Origin of the sequence: Providencia sp. PROV188, assembly GCF_027595165.1 — a bacterium.
GTDB classification, from domain to species: Bacteria; Pseudomonadota; Gammaproteobacteria; order Enterobacterales; family Enterobacteriaceae; genus Providencia; species Providencia lanzhouensis.
Map to the genome: position 1 here is coordinate 3576707 of NZ_CP097291.1, position 14003 is coordinate 3590709.

Annotated in this window: 10 protein-coding genes; 5 read left to right on the forward strand and 5 right to left on the reverse strand. The window is 43.1% G+C overall.

Annotation, left to right across the window (positions count from 1 at the left end; genetic code table 11):
* Positions 1-110: 110 nt before the first annotated feature.
* The gene (mdh, locus tag M5X66_RS16410; RefSeq protein WP_036949016.1) at positions 111-1049 is read right to left on the reverse strand and encodes a malate dehydrogenase; all 939 of its coding nucleotides are present in this window, start codon (positions 1047-1049) and stop codon (positions 111-113) included.
* A 471-nt stretch (positions 1050-1520) separates the two neighbouring features.
* Here mdh and argR point away from each other — a divergent pair, with 471 nt between their 5' ends.
* Both argR and M5X66_RS16420 read left to right on the forward strand, forming a co-directional pair.
* On the forward strand, positions 1521-1991 hold the full coding sequence (gene argR, locus M5X66_RS16415) for a transcriptional regulator ArgR (protein WP_036949013.1): 471 nt from the start codon (positions 1521-1523) through the stop codon (positions 1989-1991).
* A 107-nt stretch (positions 1992-2098) separates the two neighbouring features.
* A complete protein-coding gene (locus M5X66_RS16420) occupies positions 2099-2509 on the forward strand; it encodes a DUF6122 family protein (RefSeq protein WP_036949011.1) in 411 nt (136 codons plus the stop codon).
* Between the two features lie 52 nt (positions 2510-2561).
* Here the strand turns inward: M5X66_RS16420 and mpl are convergent, their stop codons facing one another.
* Complete coding sequence (gene mpl, locus M5X66_RS16425) at positions 2562-3941, reverse strand: UDP-N-acetylmuramate:L-alanyl-gamma-D-glutamyl-meso-diaminopimelate ligase (RefSeq protein ID WP_036949009.1); 1380 nt, start codon at positions 3939-3941, stop codon at positions 2562-2564.
* A 163-nt stretch (positions 3942-4104) separates the two neighbouring features.
* Between mpl and fbp the strand changes: the two genes are divergently transcribed.
* The 3 genes from fbp to M5X66_RS16440 all read left to right on the forward strand — a co-directional run bounded on the left by fbp (position 4105) and on the right by M5X66_RS16440 (position 7942).
* Entirely contained in the window at positions 4105-5112 is a 1008-nt protein-coding gene (fbp, locus tag M5X66_RS16430; RefSeq protein WP_036949007.1) for a class 1 fructose-bisphosphatase, read from the forward strand.
* Positions 5113-5250: 138 nt separating this feature from the next.
* A complete protein-coding gene (ppa, locus tag M5X66_RS16435; RefSeq protein WP_006658000.1) occupies positions 5251-5781 on the forward strand; it encodes an inorganic diphosphatase in 531 nt (176 codons plus the stop codon).
* Positions 5782-6232: 451 nt separating this feature from the next.
* On the forward strand, positions 6233-7942 hold the full coding sequence (locus M5X66_RS16440; RefSeq protein WP_270103739.1) for a pyridoxal phosphate-dependent decarboxylase family protein: 1710 nt from the start codon (positions 6233-6235) through the stop codon (positions 7940-7942).
* A gap of 78 nt (positions 7943-8020) precedes the next feature.
* On the opposite strand, the gene M5X66_RS16445 is transcribed toward M5X66_RS16440, so the two are convergent.
* Genes M5X66_RS16445 through tamA form a run of 3 tightly spaced genes read right to left on the reverse strand, consistent with a single transcriptional unit; the run spans position 8021 to position 13881 of the window.
* Positions 8021-8368, reverse strand: a complete 348-nt coding sequence (locus M5X66_RS16445; RefSeq protein WP_036949002.1) for a gamma-glutamylcyclotransferase family protein — start codon at positions 8366-8368, stop codon at positions 8021-8023.
* A 3-nt stretch (positions 8369-8371) separates the two neighbouring features.
* Positions 8372-12142, reverse strand: a complete 3771-nt coding sequence (gene tamB / locus M5X66_RS16450) for an autotransporter assembly complex protein TamB (RefSeq protein ID WP_108478818.1) — start codon at positions 12140-12142, stop codon at positions 8372-8374.
* The gene (tamA, locus tag M5X66_RS16455; protein ID WP_036948997.1) at positions 12139-13881 is read right to left on the reverse strand and encodes an autotransporter assembly complex protein TamA; all 1743 of its coding nucleotides are present in this window, start codon (positions 13879-13881) and stop codon (positions 12139-12141) included. The genes tamB and tamA overlap by 4 nt, the downstream gene beginning before the upstream one ends.
* Positions 13882-14003 lie beyond the last annotated feature (122 nt).

Genomic DNA, 14003 nt, shown 5'->3' on the forward strand with positions numbered 1-14003 from the left:
AGGGGTTTCCCCTTATTTTGATCAGTGAAAACTTATCGAGTATAAAAATAAAGGGCGGAATCGCATGAAAGCAACTCCGCCCTTATTTAAGCGCGAATTCTTAATTGGCATTAGCCATTAATGAATTTTTCACCTAATTCAATATCTGCTTTCAGTACGCTTAACATATCTTTCAGTGCTTTCTCTTCAAATGCACTTAATTTACCAATTGGTAAATGTTTTTCGATTCCGTTTTTGCCTAATACAACAGGTTGAGCGAAGAAGCGAGCGTGTTCGCCTTCACCTTCAGTGTATACACACTCAACCACATTGCTTTCACCTTGTAGACCACGGATCAAAGATAAGCCCAGGCGTGCTGCCGCTTGGCCCATAGACAGTGTTGCAGATCCGCCACCCGCTTTAGCTTCAACCACTTCAGTACCTGCGTTTTGAATACGCTTAGTCAGTGCTGAGATTTCTTCATCAGTGAAGCTGACACCAGGAATTTGAGACAGTAATGGCAGGATTGTCACACCTGAGTGACCACCGATAACTGGCACTTCAACTTCGTGAGTTTTCTTACCTTTTAATTCAGCAACGAAAGTATTTGAACGGATGATATCCAGTGTCGTTACACCGAACAGACGGTTTTTATCATACACGCCAGCTTTCTTCAGAACTTCAGCAGCGATAGCAACGGTTGTGTTCACTGGGTTAGTAATAATACCGATCAGTGCTTTCGGGCAGGTGACCGCGATTTGTTGAACAAGGTTACGTACAATACCTGCGTTCACATTGAACAGGTCAGAGCGATCCATACCTGGCTTACGTGCAACACCCGCAGAAATTAATACTACGTCCGCACCTTTCAGTGCTGGGGTCGCATCTTCACCCGCAAAACCAACCACTTTAACGTCGGTAGGGATGTGGCTTAAGTCAGCTGCAACACCTGGAGTTACTGGCGCGATGTCGTAGAGGGAGAGTTCTGAACCTGCTGGGAGCTGGTTTTTGAGAAGAAGGGCGAGAGCCTGACCGATACCACCTGCTGCACCTAGGACTGCAACTTTCATTCTAAAACTCCTTAATTGTACTTTAAAATATATGAATTCATCTGACTATGCACTAAACACATTACTTATAAAAAACAATTCTTTAACAGTTAGAGAGAAGTGTTAACGCGAGATAAATCACCAACACAATAGTTCTATTCTAAACAAATTCCTTATCTGTTAATGAGATAACGGACACTTTTTTAACAAATAGTTTTTATTGCTATTGCATTTAACATTAAACCCAATTTTATTTGATGATTTATTCAGCACCGCTTAATTATTTAACAAATTTTTCACAGTAACTTATTGTTAAATCAATCCATTTTTAGGATAAATTTCGAACTAACAATTTAAGATAAACCCCTTATTATTACCAGAAAATACTTATCTAAAATTGCTCATTAAACACTCAAAAAATCAATTTTCTTGCATAAAAATGCACTTTTCAACATAATACAACTCAGTTTAATACCAAAAGATGGGTTAATTATGCGCACTATGTCGAAACAAGAAGACTTGGTAAAAGCCTTTAAGGCACTCCTTAAAGAAGAAAAATTCAGTTCACAAGCCGAAATTGTGATCGCTCTTCAAGAACAAGGCTTCGAAAACATTAATCAATCTAAAATTTCCAGAATGTTGACGAAGTTTGGTGCAGTACGTACCCGCAACGCAAAAATGGAAATGGTGTATTGCTTACCAACCGAGCCTGGTGTCCCCACTGCCACCAGCCCGCTGAAGAATTTAGTTCTGGATGTTGATTACAACCATTCTGTTGTTGTGATCCGTACTAGCCCAGGAGCAGCACAGTTAATTGCTCGCCTGTTAGATTCCTTAGGCAAAGCTGAAGGCATCTTAGGCAGCATCGCTGGCGATGATACAATTTTCTCAACGCCAACCAACGATTTCACAACGCGTGAACTGTACGAAGCCATTTTGGTGCTTTTCGAACAAGAACTTTAGTCCTTTCGAAAAATTTTAGATATCGAAAAAGAGGGAACCCAGTTCCCTCTTTGTATTTTTAATTCTATAGTGACGCGTCTTCCACTGATTCATATCGAGATAAGCCCGTGTTATTTGAGATTTTACGGAATATCGTTCACTACGGTTTCCATTTTTTAGTGCCCTTTTTATTTGGCTATTTATTTTGGCGAAAAAACTGGAAGCTTGCTGGGCTCTTAATGGTTTCCACCATGGCTATCGACCTTGATCACCTTCTCGCCGATCCTATATTCGATCCTGATCGTTGCGGCGTAGGCTTCCACCCTATGCACACCATTTGGGCTGCTATTGCTTATGTCGTCTTATTTTTCTTTCCTTCATGGAAACTCAAAGCTATCGCCGTCGGCTGTCTGTTTCACTTATTGACAGACTCGGTGGATTGTTATCTTGGAAGTGTTAAAAAAGAGATGCAAGGCACGGTATTAAGCTGCTCCGGGCAACCAGAACGCGCAAACGTCGAGCTTCTTCAACAGCTATAACGAAAAAGCCCTAACTGAAGTTAGGGCTTTGATTCACGATAGCGCTTATAGACTATTCGTCAGATTTGGCTTCGGCTTTATGTTTTAGTCCTGCCAGCAGTTTTTCATGAATACCACCAAAACCGCCATTACTCATCACCAGGATATGGTCACCGGGCTGAGCCGTCTCAACCACCATATTGGCGAGAGTATCAATATCTGCGTGCCAACGCGCAGGCTGCACACAATGCTCTGCAATTTCAGTGACCATCCACGGAATATTGCTAGGTTGGAATAAGAAGACTTCATCTGCACGCCCTAAAGCTGGCGCGATATCATTCTTACTGATCCCCATTTTCATGGTATTTGAACGAGGTTCCAGCACAGCAATAATACGAGAAGTACCGCCTACTTTGCTACGTAATGCTTCTAACGTTGCTAAAATTGCCGTTGGATGATGAGCGAAGTCATCATAAACACTGACATTATTTTCAACGCCACGTAACTCAAGACGGCGACGGGCGTTAATAAATTTATCCAACGCTAAGCAAGCTTCTTTCGCCGGTACGCCAACATGGTGTGCAGCGGCAATCGCCATCAAGCCATTTTGGATATTATGATTACCTACTTGCGACCAGTTTACTTCACCCACTTTTTGCTGCTGGTAATATACTTCGAACTGGCTGCCATCATGATTGAGTTTCACGGCATGCCACTCACCGTTTTCTCCCACCAATTCTTGTTCACTCCAACACCCCATGTTCATCACTTGCTTGAGATTATTGTCGTTACTTGGCATAAAGATTTTGCCGCTACTTGGCACAATGCGAACCAGGTGATGAAATTGTTTTTGAATCGCTTCGAGATTTTCAAAAATATCCGCGTGATCGAATTCGAGGTTATTCAAAATCAGCGTTTTCGGGCTGTAATGCACGAATTTAGATCGCTTATCAAAGAATGCGCAATCATATTCATCCGCTTCAATAACAAAGAAAGGGCTTTTACCAATCTGGGACGAAACATCAAAGTTACCCGGAACACCGCCAATCAAAAAGCCTGGTTCATAACCACAATCTTGTAGGATCCACGCCAGCATACCCGCGGTTGTTGTTTTACCGTGAGTCCCTGCAACGGCTAATACCCAGCGCTCAGGAAGGACATGGTCATGGAGCCATTGTGGTCCAGAAGTATAAGGTAAACCACGTTCTAATACGGCTTCAACACAGGGATTTCCACGGGTCATCGCATTCCCAATCACCACCATATCAGGGGCTGGCTCTAACTGCGCAGGGTCGAATCCTTGAATTAGTTCAATGCCTTGTTTTTCAAGCAATGTACTCATCGGTGGGTAGACGTTTGCGTCAGACCCAGTCACTTTGTGCCCTAACGAACGAGCCAAAATGGCTAAGCTGCCCATAAAGGTTCCGCATATGCCTAAAATATGTATGTGCATTCTTTTCCATCCAATAGCATGAGGTTTGTCACTATTCTACTCATCAATCACAGGTTTATAAATGTATTAGCCTATTAATCTTTTCTTTATTTAGATAAACTCTCCGCCCGAGGGTACAATAAAGACCCGCAAATTTCTGTCAATTTTATTCAGGACCTTCGTCATGAAAACATTAGGCGAATTCATCGTCGAAAAGCAACAAGATTTTCCTCATGCAACAGGTGAGCTGACTGCATTACTGTCAGCAATCAAACTGGGCGCTAAAATTATCCATCGTGATATTAACAAAGCTGGACTCGTTGACATTCTCGGCACAAGCGGTGTTTCGAATGTTCAAGGTGAAGTTCAGATGAAGCTTGACCTGTATGCAAACGAAAAACTGAAAGCGGCTTTGAAAGCGCGCGGAGAAGTCGCTGGTATCGCCTCAGAAGAAGAAGATGAAATCGTCATTTTCGAAGGTGATCGTGCAGAAAACGCGAAATATGTCGTTTTAATGGACCCTCTGGATGGTTCTTCGAATATCGATGTAAACGTTTCCGTTGGAACAATCTTCTCTATCTATCACCGTATTACCCCAATTGGTCAACCGGTTACAGAAGCTGACTTCTTACAACCAGGTAACCGCCAAGTTGCTGCTGGCTATGTGGTTTACGGTTCATCAACTATGCTGGTGTACACCACCGGTTTCGGCGTTCATGCCTTCACCTACGACCCATCATTAGGTGTATTCTGTCTGTCTCATGAAAAAGTCATGTTCCCAGCAGAAGGTAAAATGTATTCCATTAACGAAGGTAACTACATCAAGTTCCCTATGGGCGTTAAGAAATATATTAAATACTGTCAGGAAGAAGACAAAGCGACAAACCGCCCATATACCACGCGTTATATCGGCTCTTTAGTGGCGGACTTCCACCGTAACTTACTCAAAGGCGGTATTTATATTTACCCAAGCACCGCTAGCCACCCAACTGGTAAACTGCGCCTTCTGTACGAATGCAACCCAATTTCATTCTTAGCAGAACAAGCGGGTGGTAAAGCAAGTGATGGTACTAACCGCGTGTTAGACATCATCCCAACCAAGCTGCATCAACGTGTTCCGTTCTTTGTGGGAACGAAAGCCATGGTTGAGAAAGCGGAATCCTTCATGCGTGAGTACCCTGACGCAGAATAATCAAACATTTCGTTTGACCTGAAGGCGAGACTCTCTCGCCTTTTTTGACTGAATTTCTCTCCAACTAGTGAGTTTTACCTCTCTTTGCGGCTATAATGTCCCCCACGTTATTTTAAGCACTCATAAGGATACATTTTAATGGGCCTGAACAATGTACCGGCAGGTAAAGAACTGCCTGAAGATATCTACGTAATCATCGAAATCCCAGCTAACGCTGATCCAATCAAATATGAAGTTGATAAAGAATCTGGCGCACTGTTTGTAGACCGTTTCATGTCTACTGCGATGTTCTATCCGTGCAACTACGGTTACATCAACAACACCCTGTCTTTAGATGGTGACCCAGTTGACGTTTTAGTACCAACTCCATATCCATTACAACCAGGTTCAGTCATCCGTTGCCGCCCAGTTGGCGTACTGAAAATGACTGACGAATCTGGTGAAGATGCGAAATTAGTTGCAGTACCGCACACTAAACTGAGCAAAGAATACGATCACATCAAAGATGTGAACGACATTCCTGAACTGCTGCGTGCGCAAATCACTCACTTCTTTGAGCATTACAAAGATTTAGAAAAAGGTAAGTGGGTTAAAGTTGACGGTTGGGAGAATGCAGAAGCGGCTAAAGCTGAAATCATCGCTTCTTTCGAACGCGCTGCAAAGAAATAATTAATCCCTTCTGTGGATAGAAAAGCACTGGTTTTGACCAGTGCTTTTTTTTACCTATACCGTCCCTTCACAATATTAATATTTTTTCACAATTTCATAATATTCAGTGATATATATCGATAGCCATACAACCAAAAATATCACTCAGAATTAAACTCCTAAATATTTAACAAATATTGAATTTATTGACTACTTTTAATAAAAAATGCGAAATAATGACAATTAAAAATAAATATTATTCAGATAATAAATCTGTGATTTATATATCAATATAGGAATATATTTTCTTAGTGAAAAACAACTAGAATGACTTTTAAATTATTTATTATCATGATGTTATGATGATAAACCAGATGAATTAGTCAATTTGATATTATTTAAATCAATATAGATTCAGGTGTAGAGTATTTACATAAATCATTAATTGTATAAATGTAAATGGGAGTCTAGCGTGAATCAATCAGAGCTTCTTGCTCGCCAAAGTGCGAACCTACTCACACCTGAATTCGAACAGCAGTACCACAATATTGTGGCGAACTTTTTTAGCCGCGATCCGAATAAATGGCCTATTTTTAGTGACCCCAAAATCCAAGCTATCACCCAATTTCGCAAAACCACACTCGCAGACAATCAGTTAATCAATCAATATCCAAATGGCACTCAGTGGTTCAATCAACTGGCCCAGCAGTCCCATGTCCAGCAGCAAATTAATTTACCGGGAAATCAACAAGATACCCTGCTAGCTTTTGCGTCCACATTATGTAAAAACTGGGAAAACCCGTTGTCCGTCGAAAACGTGATTGCGATGCCTTCAGACCCCGCATTATACGGCTCTATGCTTGGTCTTTTAGGCAACCCCAACATGGTTTATTGCGAATATTCCGGCGTCGCCGATTCCATGGAAAAAACGGTGATTAAGCAAGTCGCTAACTTAATTGGTTATGATGAAAATAAAGCGTCTGGATTGTTCACTCAAGGCGGAACCATGTGTAATTTATATGGTTACCTATTTGGCATTCGCAAAACATTAAAAGATTCTCGCCAACTGGGTATGTCTGTGGATCAAGACTACCGGATTATCAACTCCCAAGGCGGCCACTACTCCAATATGACTAACCTTTCATTACTGGGTGTGGATATTCAAAACAAAACCATTCGTATTAAAGTCGCCTCGGACAACACCATCGACTTGCATGACTTAGAGCAACAGATCCGCGCCTGTTATACCGTTCACTGCAAGATCCCTGTGATCTTATTAACCGCAGGTACCACTGATACCTTTGGTGTCGATGAAATAAAGCAGGTTTACGAGCTGCGAAACAGCCTGTGTGAAGAGTTTGAAGTAACAGAAAAACCGCATATTCATGTGGATGCAGCGGTCGGCTGGCCAATTATTTTCTTTATTAATTATGATTTTAATACTAACCCGCTTGCTATCAATGAAGCCACACTGTTTGGGTTACGCCACACGGTAGAAAAATTCAAACAACTTAAATATGCAGATTCCATCACGATCGACTTCCACAAATGGGGCTATGTTCCTTACACCTCGAGCTTAGTGATGGTACGTGATGGCAATGATTTCAAAGCCCTTGAAAACTCACCTGAAAACTTCACGTACTTTGAGCATGATTTAGAAGGGCAAACTCACTTGCAATCCACCATTGAGTGTAGCCGAAGTGGGGTTGGGATCTTTGGTGCCTATGCAGGACTGCATTATCTTGGCATTGAAGGGTACCAAACCATTATTGCTCACTGCCTGCAAAATGCTAACTACATGCGCAGCCAGTTAATTGAAATGGAAAATGCCGCAGTCATGGTGCCTCAAAACCAGGGGCCTAGTGTTGGCTTTCGCCTTTATTCCCCTAAATTGAATGCGGATCCACAGGATATTTTTAACTATGAATTAAGTTGCGCTAGCGATAAAGCCGCTTATGAAACCATGATTAGAAATAGCAAATGGCACCGCAACCTGTTCTTAGCTCGCGGTAAAGCCGGACTATTCACCAATTGGGTGGATTCCATCGCCTGTTCGACTTATGCGGAACATAACCGCTTTGTTTATATACCGGGTGAAAAAGCGGTCTTTATGAACCCAACGACAGAACGCCATCATATTGATGAGTTTGTAAAAATGCTCAAAGCCATGAGCCACGCTTAACATCCATAAAAAACGCCGACCACTGAATCTTCAGTGCTCGGCGTTTTTCTTGATGACTCATTACAGATGAACTACTGATTACTCTTCTTCATGGCGCTTTAGCCAATCACCACTTTTGATTTGAGGTAGGCCTTCAACTGAGTGTTTATAGAGATAAATCCACGCATTACCGTAAGGTGTTGGAATTAACTCACGCTCATAATCTTGTGAATTTTTCTTCAGTTCGTCTAACTCAGTCAGAATAGACGGATTGATGCGATAAACTTCGCATTCAATCGAGCCATTCCCTCTGACAACCGCTGGATAATATCCAAGGTCATACAGTTCATAGCCTTCTAGCTTATGCTCACCTAGCAGCTGAGCATAAGTCATCCAGTGATGATTCCCTTGCTTGCGCCTTAAACTGCCATAAACAATGATACGCATATATTAAAACTCGAATTGATAAAGCAGGTCCAAAGCCTGATTAACGCCAGAGACTGCTTCTAAAAACAGTTTCGGCATGACCCTATAGCGTAAAGTGAGCGTCGCTAAAGAATCAAATATGCCAACTCCATACTTAACTTGCAAGTCGTTCGTAATTTTCCCACTCACAACCACTTTCGAACTGTCACCCACACCTTGGGTATCGACGGCTAAATCTGATACACCAAATGTTTCACCAATTTTACCCACCAGCTGACCGCTTTGTGCAACGCCCAATCCAATCAGCATTGAAGTCATTTGTGATCCATTCGCATCCCCGCTATCGAGCCCTTCCCCTCTTAACAGATAGGAAAGCGCCTCTTGCTGGGTTTTTGCGGGCTCAGAGAATATCTCAACTTTTGGTTTATCGGCAAGTCCTGTGACCTTCACACCGGCAATCACATCATCGGCCGTGTTTTCAGGATTACGAATTGCTTCTAAATTTAAGAACGGTTGATCAGCAGGTCCCGAGAATTGAATCAGCCCTTTACGCACTATCAAGTCTTGCCCATAAGCGCGGAAACGTCCTGATGGAATATCTACCTGGCCATTTAAGCTTAATCCTTGTTTATCCTGAGCAACTTTTAATAACCCAGTTAACCGAGCTTTTAATCCGAATGCATCCAGACGTACATCGTTGCCAATATTAATATTCAAATTGGTTTGGATTGGGATCGATTGCTGTTTCGGATTGATCGGTTTTAGCTGGTCATCCAGCATCACCACATCCGAAGACGCACTCACCGCAGATTCAGGTAATTCTTGCACCGTAATACGCGCCCATGGAATAGTGACGCTACCATTTAAGGTCAGCAATTTCGGTGACGCTTCCAGAATCAAATCTGGCTGCACATCAATTTTGATCATTGGCGGCAGAGAAACTCGTAAGTTATTCCCTCTCGCCAGTACTTTAGCTCGCCATGCATCAATGTTGCGCCAATCCGCATCACCATCAATATTTAGGTAACCCTCTGGCGTTTTGATCTGCCCAGTCATGACTGAACTGGTGCCATTAAAGTTAATCGCTAATTGGCTATTTTGAATATCAAACGGGATCAACCCAGACTTCACTTCTAATCCAGATAATGTGACATTACCGTTCATTAGCGGGTTATGCGCCGAACCACCGACACGTAGATTTGCATTCAGGTTTCCATTCGCAATATCTTTTTCGCCAAGTAACGGTTTAATTAAACCTAATGTAATGGCGTTAATTTCAATGTTGCCGGAGAGTAAGCGCTTTCTTTCGAGGTCAGAAATTTGCACATTACCTTTAAATTGGCCGTTGTCTGCAATCTTCAACAACCAATTCAGATCCGCCCGACCATTCTTCATACCCGCATTTAATGTCAGCGTATCAAACGCGATAGGTAAACGTGCACCATCAACAAACTGAACGACTTTGACCCCATCACCGTTCAAGTCAACTTTCACTTGCGGCAGGCTACCATCCGCTTTCCAGATGGCATTTGCACGCCCGGTGAATACCCCATTTACGCGAGTATCACTTGGCATAAACGGTTTGATCATCGCAAGGTCAAAACGTTCTAATACAATATCAGCGCTACCACTTTTACCCGCTTTAACCGGCTTCGGTACACACACGCGAGCATTCGGGTTGACCCAGCAATGGCTACCAATGACCACTTCTTGCGTGGTGTTATTGTAGTTCAAGGACATGGCTTGATTCAGGCGCCATTCCCCAACCTCAGTATCAAATAAGGTATTGCTTAAGTTACCTTTCCACACTTGTGTTTGGCGATCAAAGCCCCCAGCTAGCGCGAGCTGTCCAGAAACGGGTTTCCCTGTCACATTCAGTTTTAACGTATGCTGTTTTTCAGTCCCTTTAGCATCTAGCGTTAGGTTACTAATGGCTAAATCCGCTTGGCGCAATCCACGCACCACCACAGATAAATCACCTTTGATTTGGTCACCCGTTGCCACATTACCTTTAATGGTGGTGGTCTCAACAGTTAAATCTTGCCATCTCACGCCACGCGCCGTTAAATCCGCCAGTGCTTGTGGGGCTTGTAAATCACCACGAAGTTTTAAATCCCCGATGATCACACCGCCTAGTCCAGGCACTAATCCATTCAACGCTGGAGCATTAATTTTGGCATCAAGGTTCCATTTATCCGCTAAAGAGCCCTTCACATTCACACTGTTTTTGCCCAGCAAGAGATTAAAATCTGGGATATTCCATTGCCCTGCGGCATTTCCTTTAGCTTGCCCACGCGCCTTTAAGATGTGTTGTTTAACATTACCATCTAAGGTGATTTCAGGGATCTCTAACTGCCAGCTTCCACCATATAGGCTGCCTCGCGTGGCAATTTTCCCTTCAACTTTCGCTGGCCATTCTGGATATTGCTTCGCTGTATTAATACCTGATAACGTCAGCACCATATTCCAGCTAATAGCTTTACTCCAATCCGCCACCCCTGATAGGTCTGCATTACCTTGCAGCGCAGATAAGCGTAAACGGGTTAAATCAATTTTTTCCTCGTTCCCTTTCGCATCTAATAATAACTTAGATGGCGGTAGGTCTTGTCCCGTGATGGCTGAACGTAATGAAAGGTCATAGCTAGAAGGGCGACCATTTAATCGTAAGCGAGTGTCATCAAGCTTATATTGGCTTTCTCCCACCAGCGGCCAAGTTAATTTTTTGCTTTCTAAAGTCAACTCAATCGGAAAATCTGCCTGCGCTAAATCGGTCTGAGCTTCTAGTGTCGCCGTAATTGGACCATTCAGATTCAATGCCAGCATCAGCTCATCCATCAGCCCACCTTTAAGCGTTAAATCGACTTTCTGTCCATTTAAATCTTCAAGGCGGCTTTCACCAATAACGGATAGCGCGACTGGCCATTTTTCTTGCAAAGAAATCGATCCAGAAACCGCAACATTACCTTGCGGTGCATCGACTTTTAGCTGCTTTAATAAAACATTCTGCCCTTCATTTTCTAACTTCAAATTCAGGCTATTAATCGTAATGTCCGTGTCGCCTTTTAATTGGAAATTAGAGGCATTGATCCCCTCAACATTCAGGTCAACCGGTAGGATAATTTCAGGTAGCTCCGCTAATAGCGGCTTAGAAAATAACGTTTTAAGCTGATCACCAAGGGACGGCGGCTCACCTTCAGGCACGACGGGTTCAACTGGTTTTGGCGCCTCAGCCGGCTCACTAGGCGGTAAGCTTATAGCAAGGTTAATAATATCGGTTGGCGTGATTTCGATAGCTCTTTTTTGCCATGTGATCCCTGTGGCGAATTTGTCGAGATCAATCACAGTGCCATCGACATTAACATGAGTATCAACCAACGCTAATTGAGCCAAACGAATGGTTAGCGGTGCATTAAGTTCTGTTAGCGGCTCAGAAGGCGGAGTTTCTTCAGACGGCGGGAATTGGCTAGTATCCACATTCACCATCACGCTTTCTGTTGATAAATCATCAATGCAGACTTCACGGCTGGTCAGGCACTTTAAACGTAATGCAAGGTGGATTTTCTTCGCATCCACATCCACACCTGGCATTTGGTACTTCACGCCAGAGAGCGTTAAATCGTTAATATCACCATCAATGGAGCCAATAGTCAGTTCAGGTACAAAACGTGTGGCGGAGTTCAACGCAAAATGCAGACCCGATTTGGTACCCAAAACCCAATACAGCGCACCAACGACCAGAACTAACAATAATAAAATGGTGATTGCAATCCACTTTAGCCATTTCATCCATTTCATAGTTCTGTCCCCAATCCGATGTAAAACTGAATTTTGTTATTATCTGGGTCACCAATAGGCTTGGCTAAATCAAATTTAATCGGTCCAACTGGAGAAACCCAACGGATCCCCACACCGGCGCCAGTTTTAAAATCACTATTTTTGAAATCGTCTACCGCTTCGCCACTATCAATAAAGGTGGCCCCCCACCAGTTACCCGTGAAATTATATTGATATTCGACGGATCCAACTGCCAGCTTAGATGCCCCGGTGAGCTTGCCGCTACTATCTTCTGGGGAGATTTTTTGATAACCATAACCACGGACACTACCGTCACCCCCTGCGAAGAAACGTAAGTCTGGCGGGACTTTGTCAAAGTTATTGGTTTCAATCCAACCAAGGTTTCCACGTACGACAAATCGATGTCCTTCCCATGGAGTACGGATCCATACATTCTTGGCTTGTAATACCAGGAAGTCGATATCCGAACCCCATATTTTATTGGAGTAATCGATAGAATAGCGCTGACTATCACCCCAGGTTGGCATCACTCCACCTTTTTGACGAATTCGGCTGACGTTTGCCCCCGGATAAAGCAACATCGTGGTGTTGGTCACATCCGCTTGGGTAAAGTTACTCAACATCCAGCGCATATTCACGCCATACTGCCAACCACTTGAATAATCCCAATTACGAGACACGTTCAGTGTGGTGGTATTCGATTGAGTATCGTTCAAATCCGTGCGTTTAAACCCACCTTGAATCGCATAATATTGCTCTAGAGGGTTTGCTTTGAGTGGAATTTTATAGCTGGCATCAATCAGCTGTTCCGGCTGAGAGAGACTAATGCTGGAGGTTAAACTTTGTCCCCGTGAGTTAATCCACGGCTTGTTCCATATCGCTTTTACGCGAGGCCCCACATCGGTCGCGTAACCACCACCCAACTCAAGGAAATTTTGCGCTCTTGGGATCATGACCCCTTCCATGGGTAATAGATCCGTATGCTCCTCACGAGCTTTTTGAATATTCGGCGTGACTAGCGCAGAGTTGAACCATCCTGTTGATGCTAAACGTTGGTTATATTCTGCAAGCTGTTCTGACGTGTAATATTCCCCTTCTTTAAAAGGAGAAAGGTTTTCGAGGTAATCCTTGCGAATTTGCGAGCCTTCAAAGGTTAATTTACCAAAACGGTAGCGCTCACCACTGTTAAAATCAAAATCCCAATAAGCAGCATGATGATCAACAGAAATGCCTAGCTGGCTTTTTTCCATCATGGCATCGAAATACCCTTTACGGATAGCTAGGCTGCTAAATTTACCTTTGAAGTCTTCATAGTCACCATCATTTTGGATGATGCCATATTTTGGCGTGCTTTTTTTCAGCATCTTGGCGTAATCAGGGTCTGTTTTCGCTCCCCCTTCTAACACCACATTGACACCTTGTAGAAGAATAGGCTCCCCCGGAGAAACCTTGGCCGTCAAAATTGAACGTGCTGGCGGGGTTTTCTCTTCATAGCTAAATTCTACTGTAGGTTCATAATATCCCAGTGGTTTTAACCCTTCACGAATCGCTTTTTCTACTCGAGCACGAAAACGTCCATTTGCAACGACTTCATCTTGTGAAATATTAGAAAGCTGAATACGGACATTCTGGTTGAGTTGCCCTTCAAGCCCTTCAATATTAAGGCGTAGATTCGCAGCAAATACCGCTGGTACCGCCGTTGTTAGGCATACTACACAAAGGGTAAGATATTTCGACACGCCTGCTCCTAGGGTGATAGACAATTTGGCTTATTATTCAACAACGACTTATTTTGAGTAAAATAGACCACTGACACAAGTTTTTATCCCAATTTTTACTTTATTTCTATACAGATTGTATT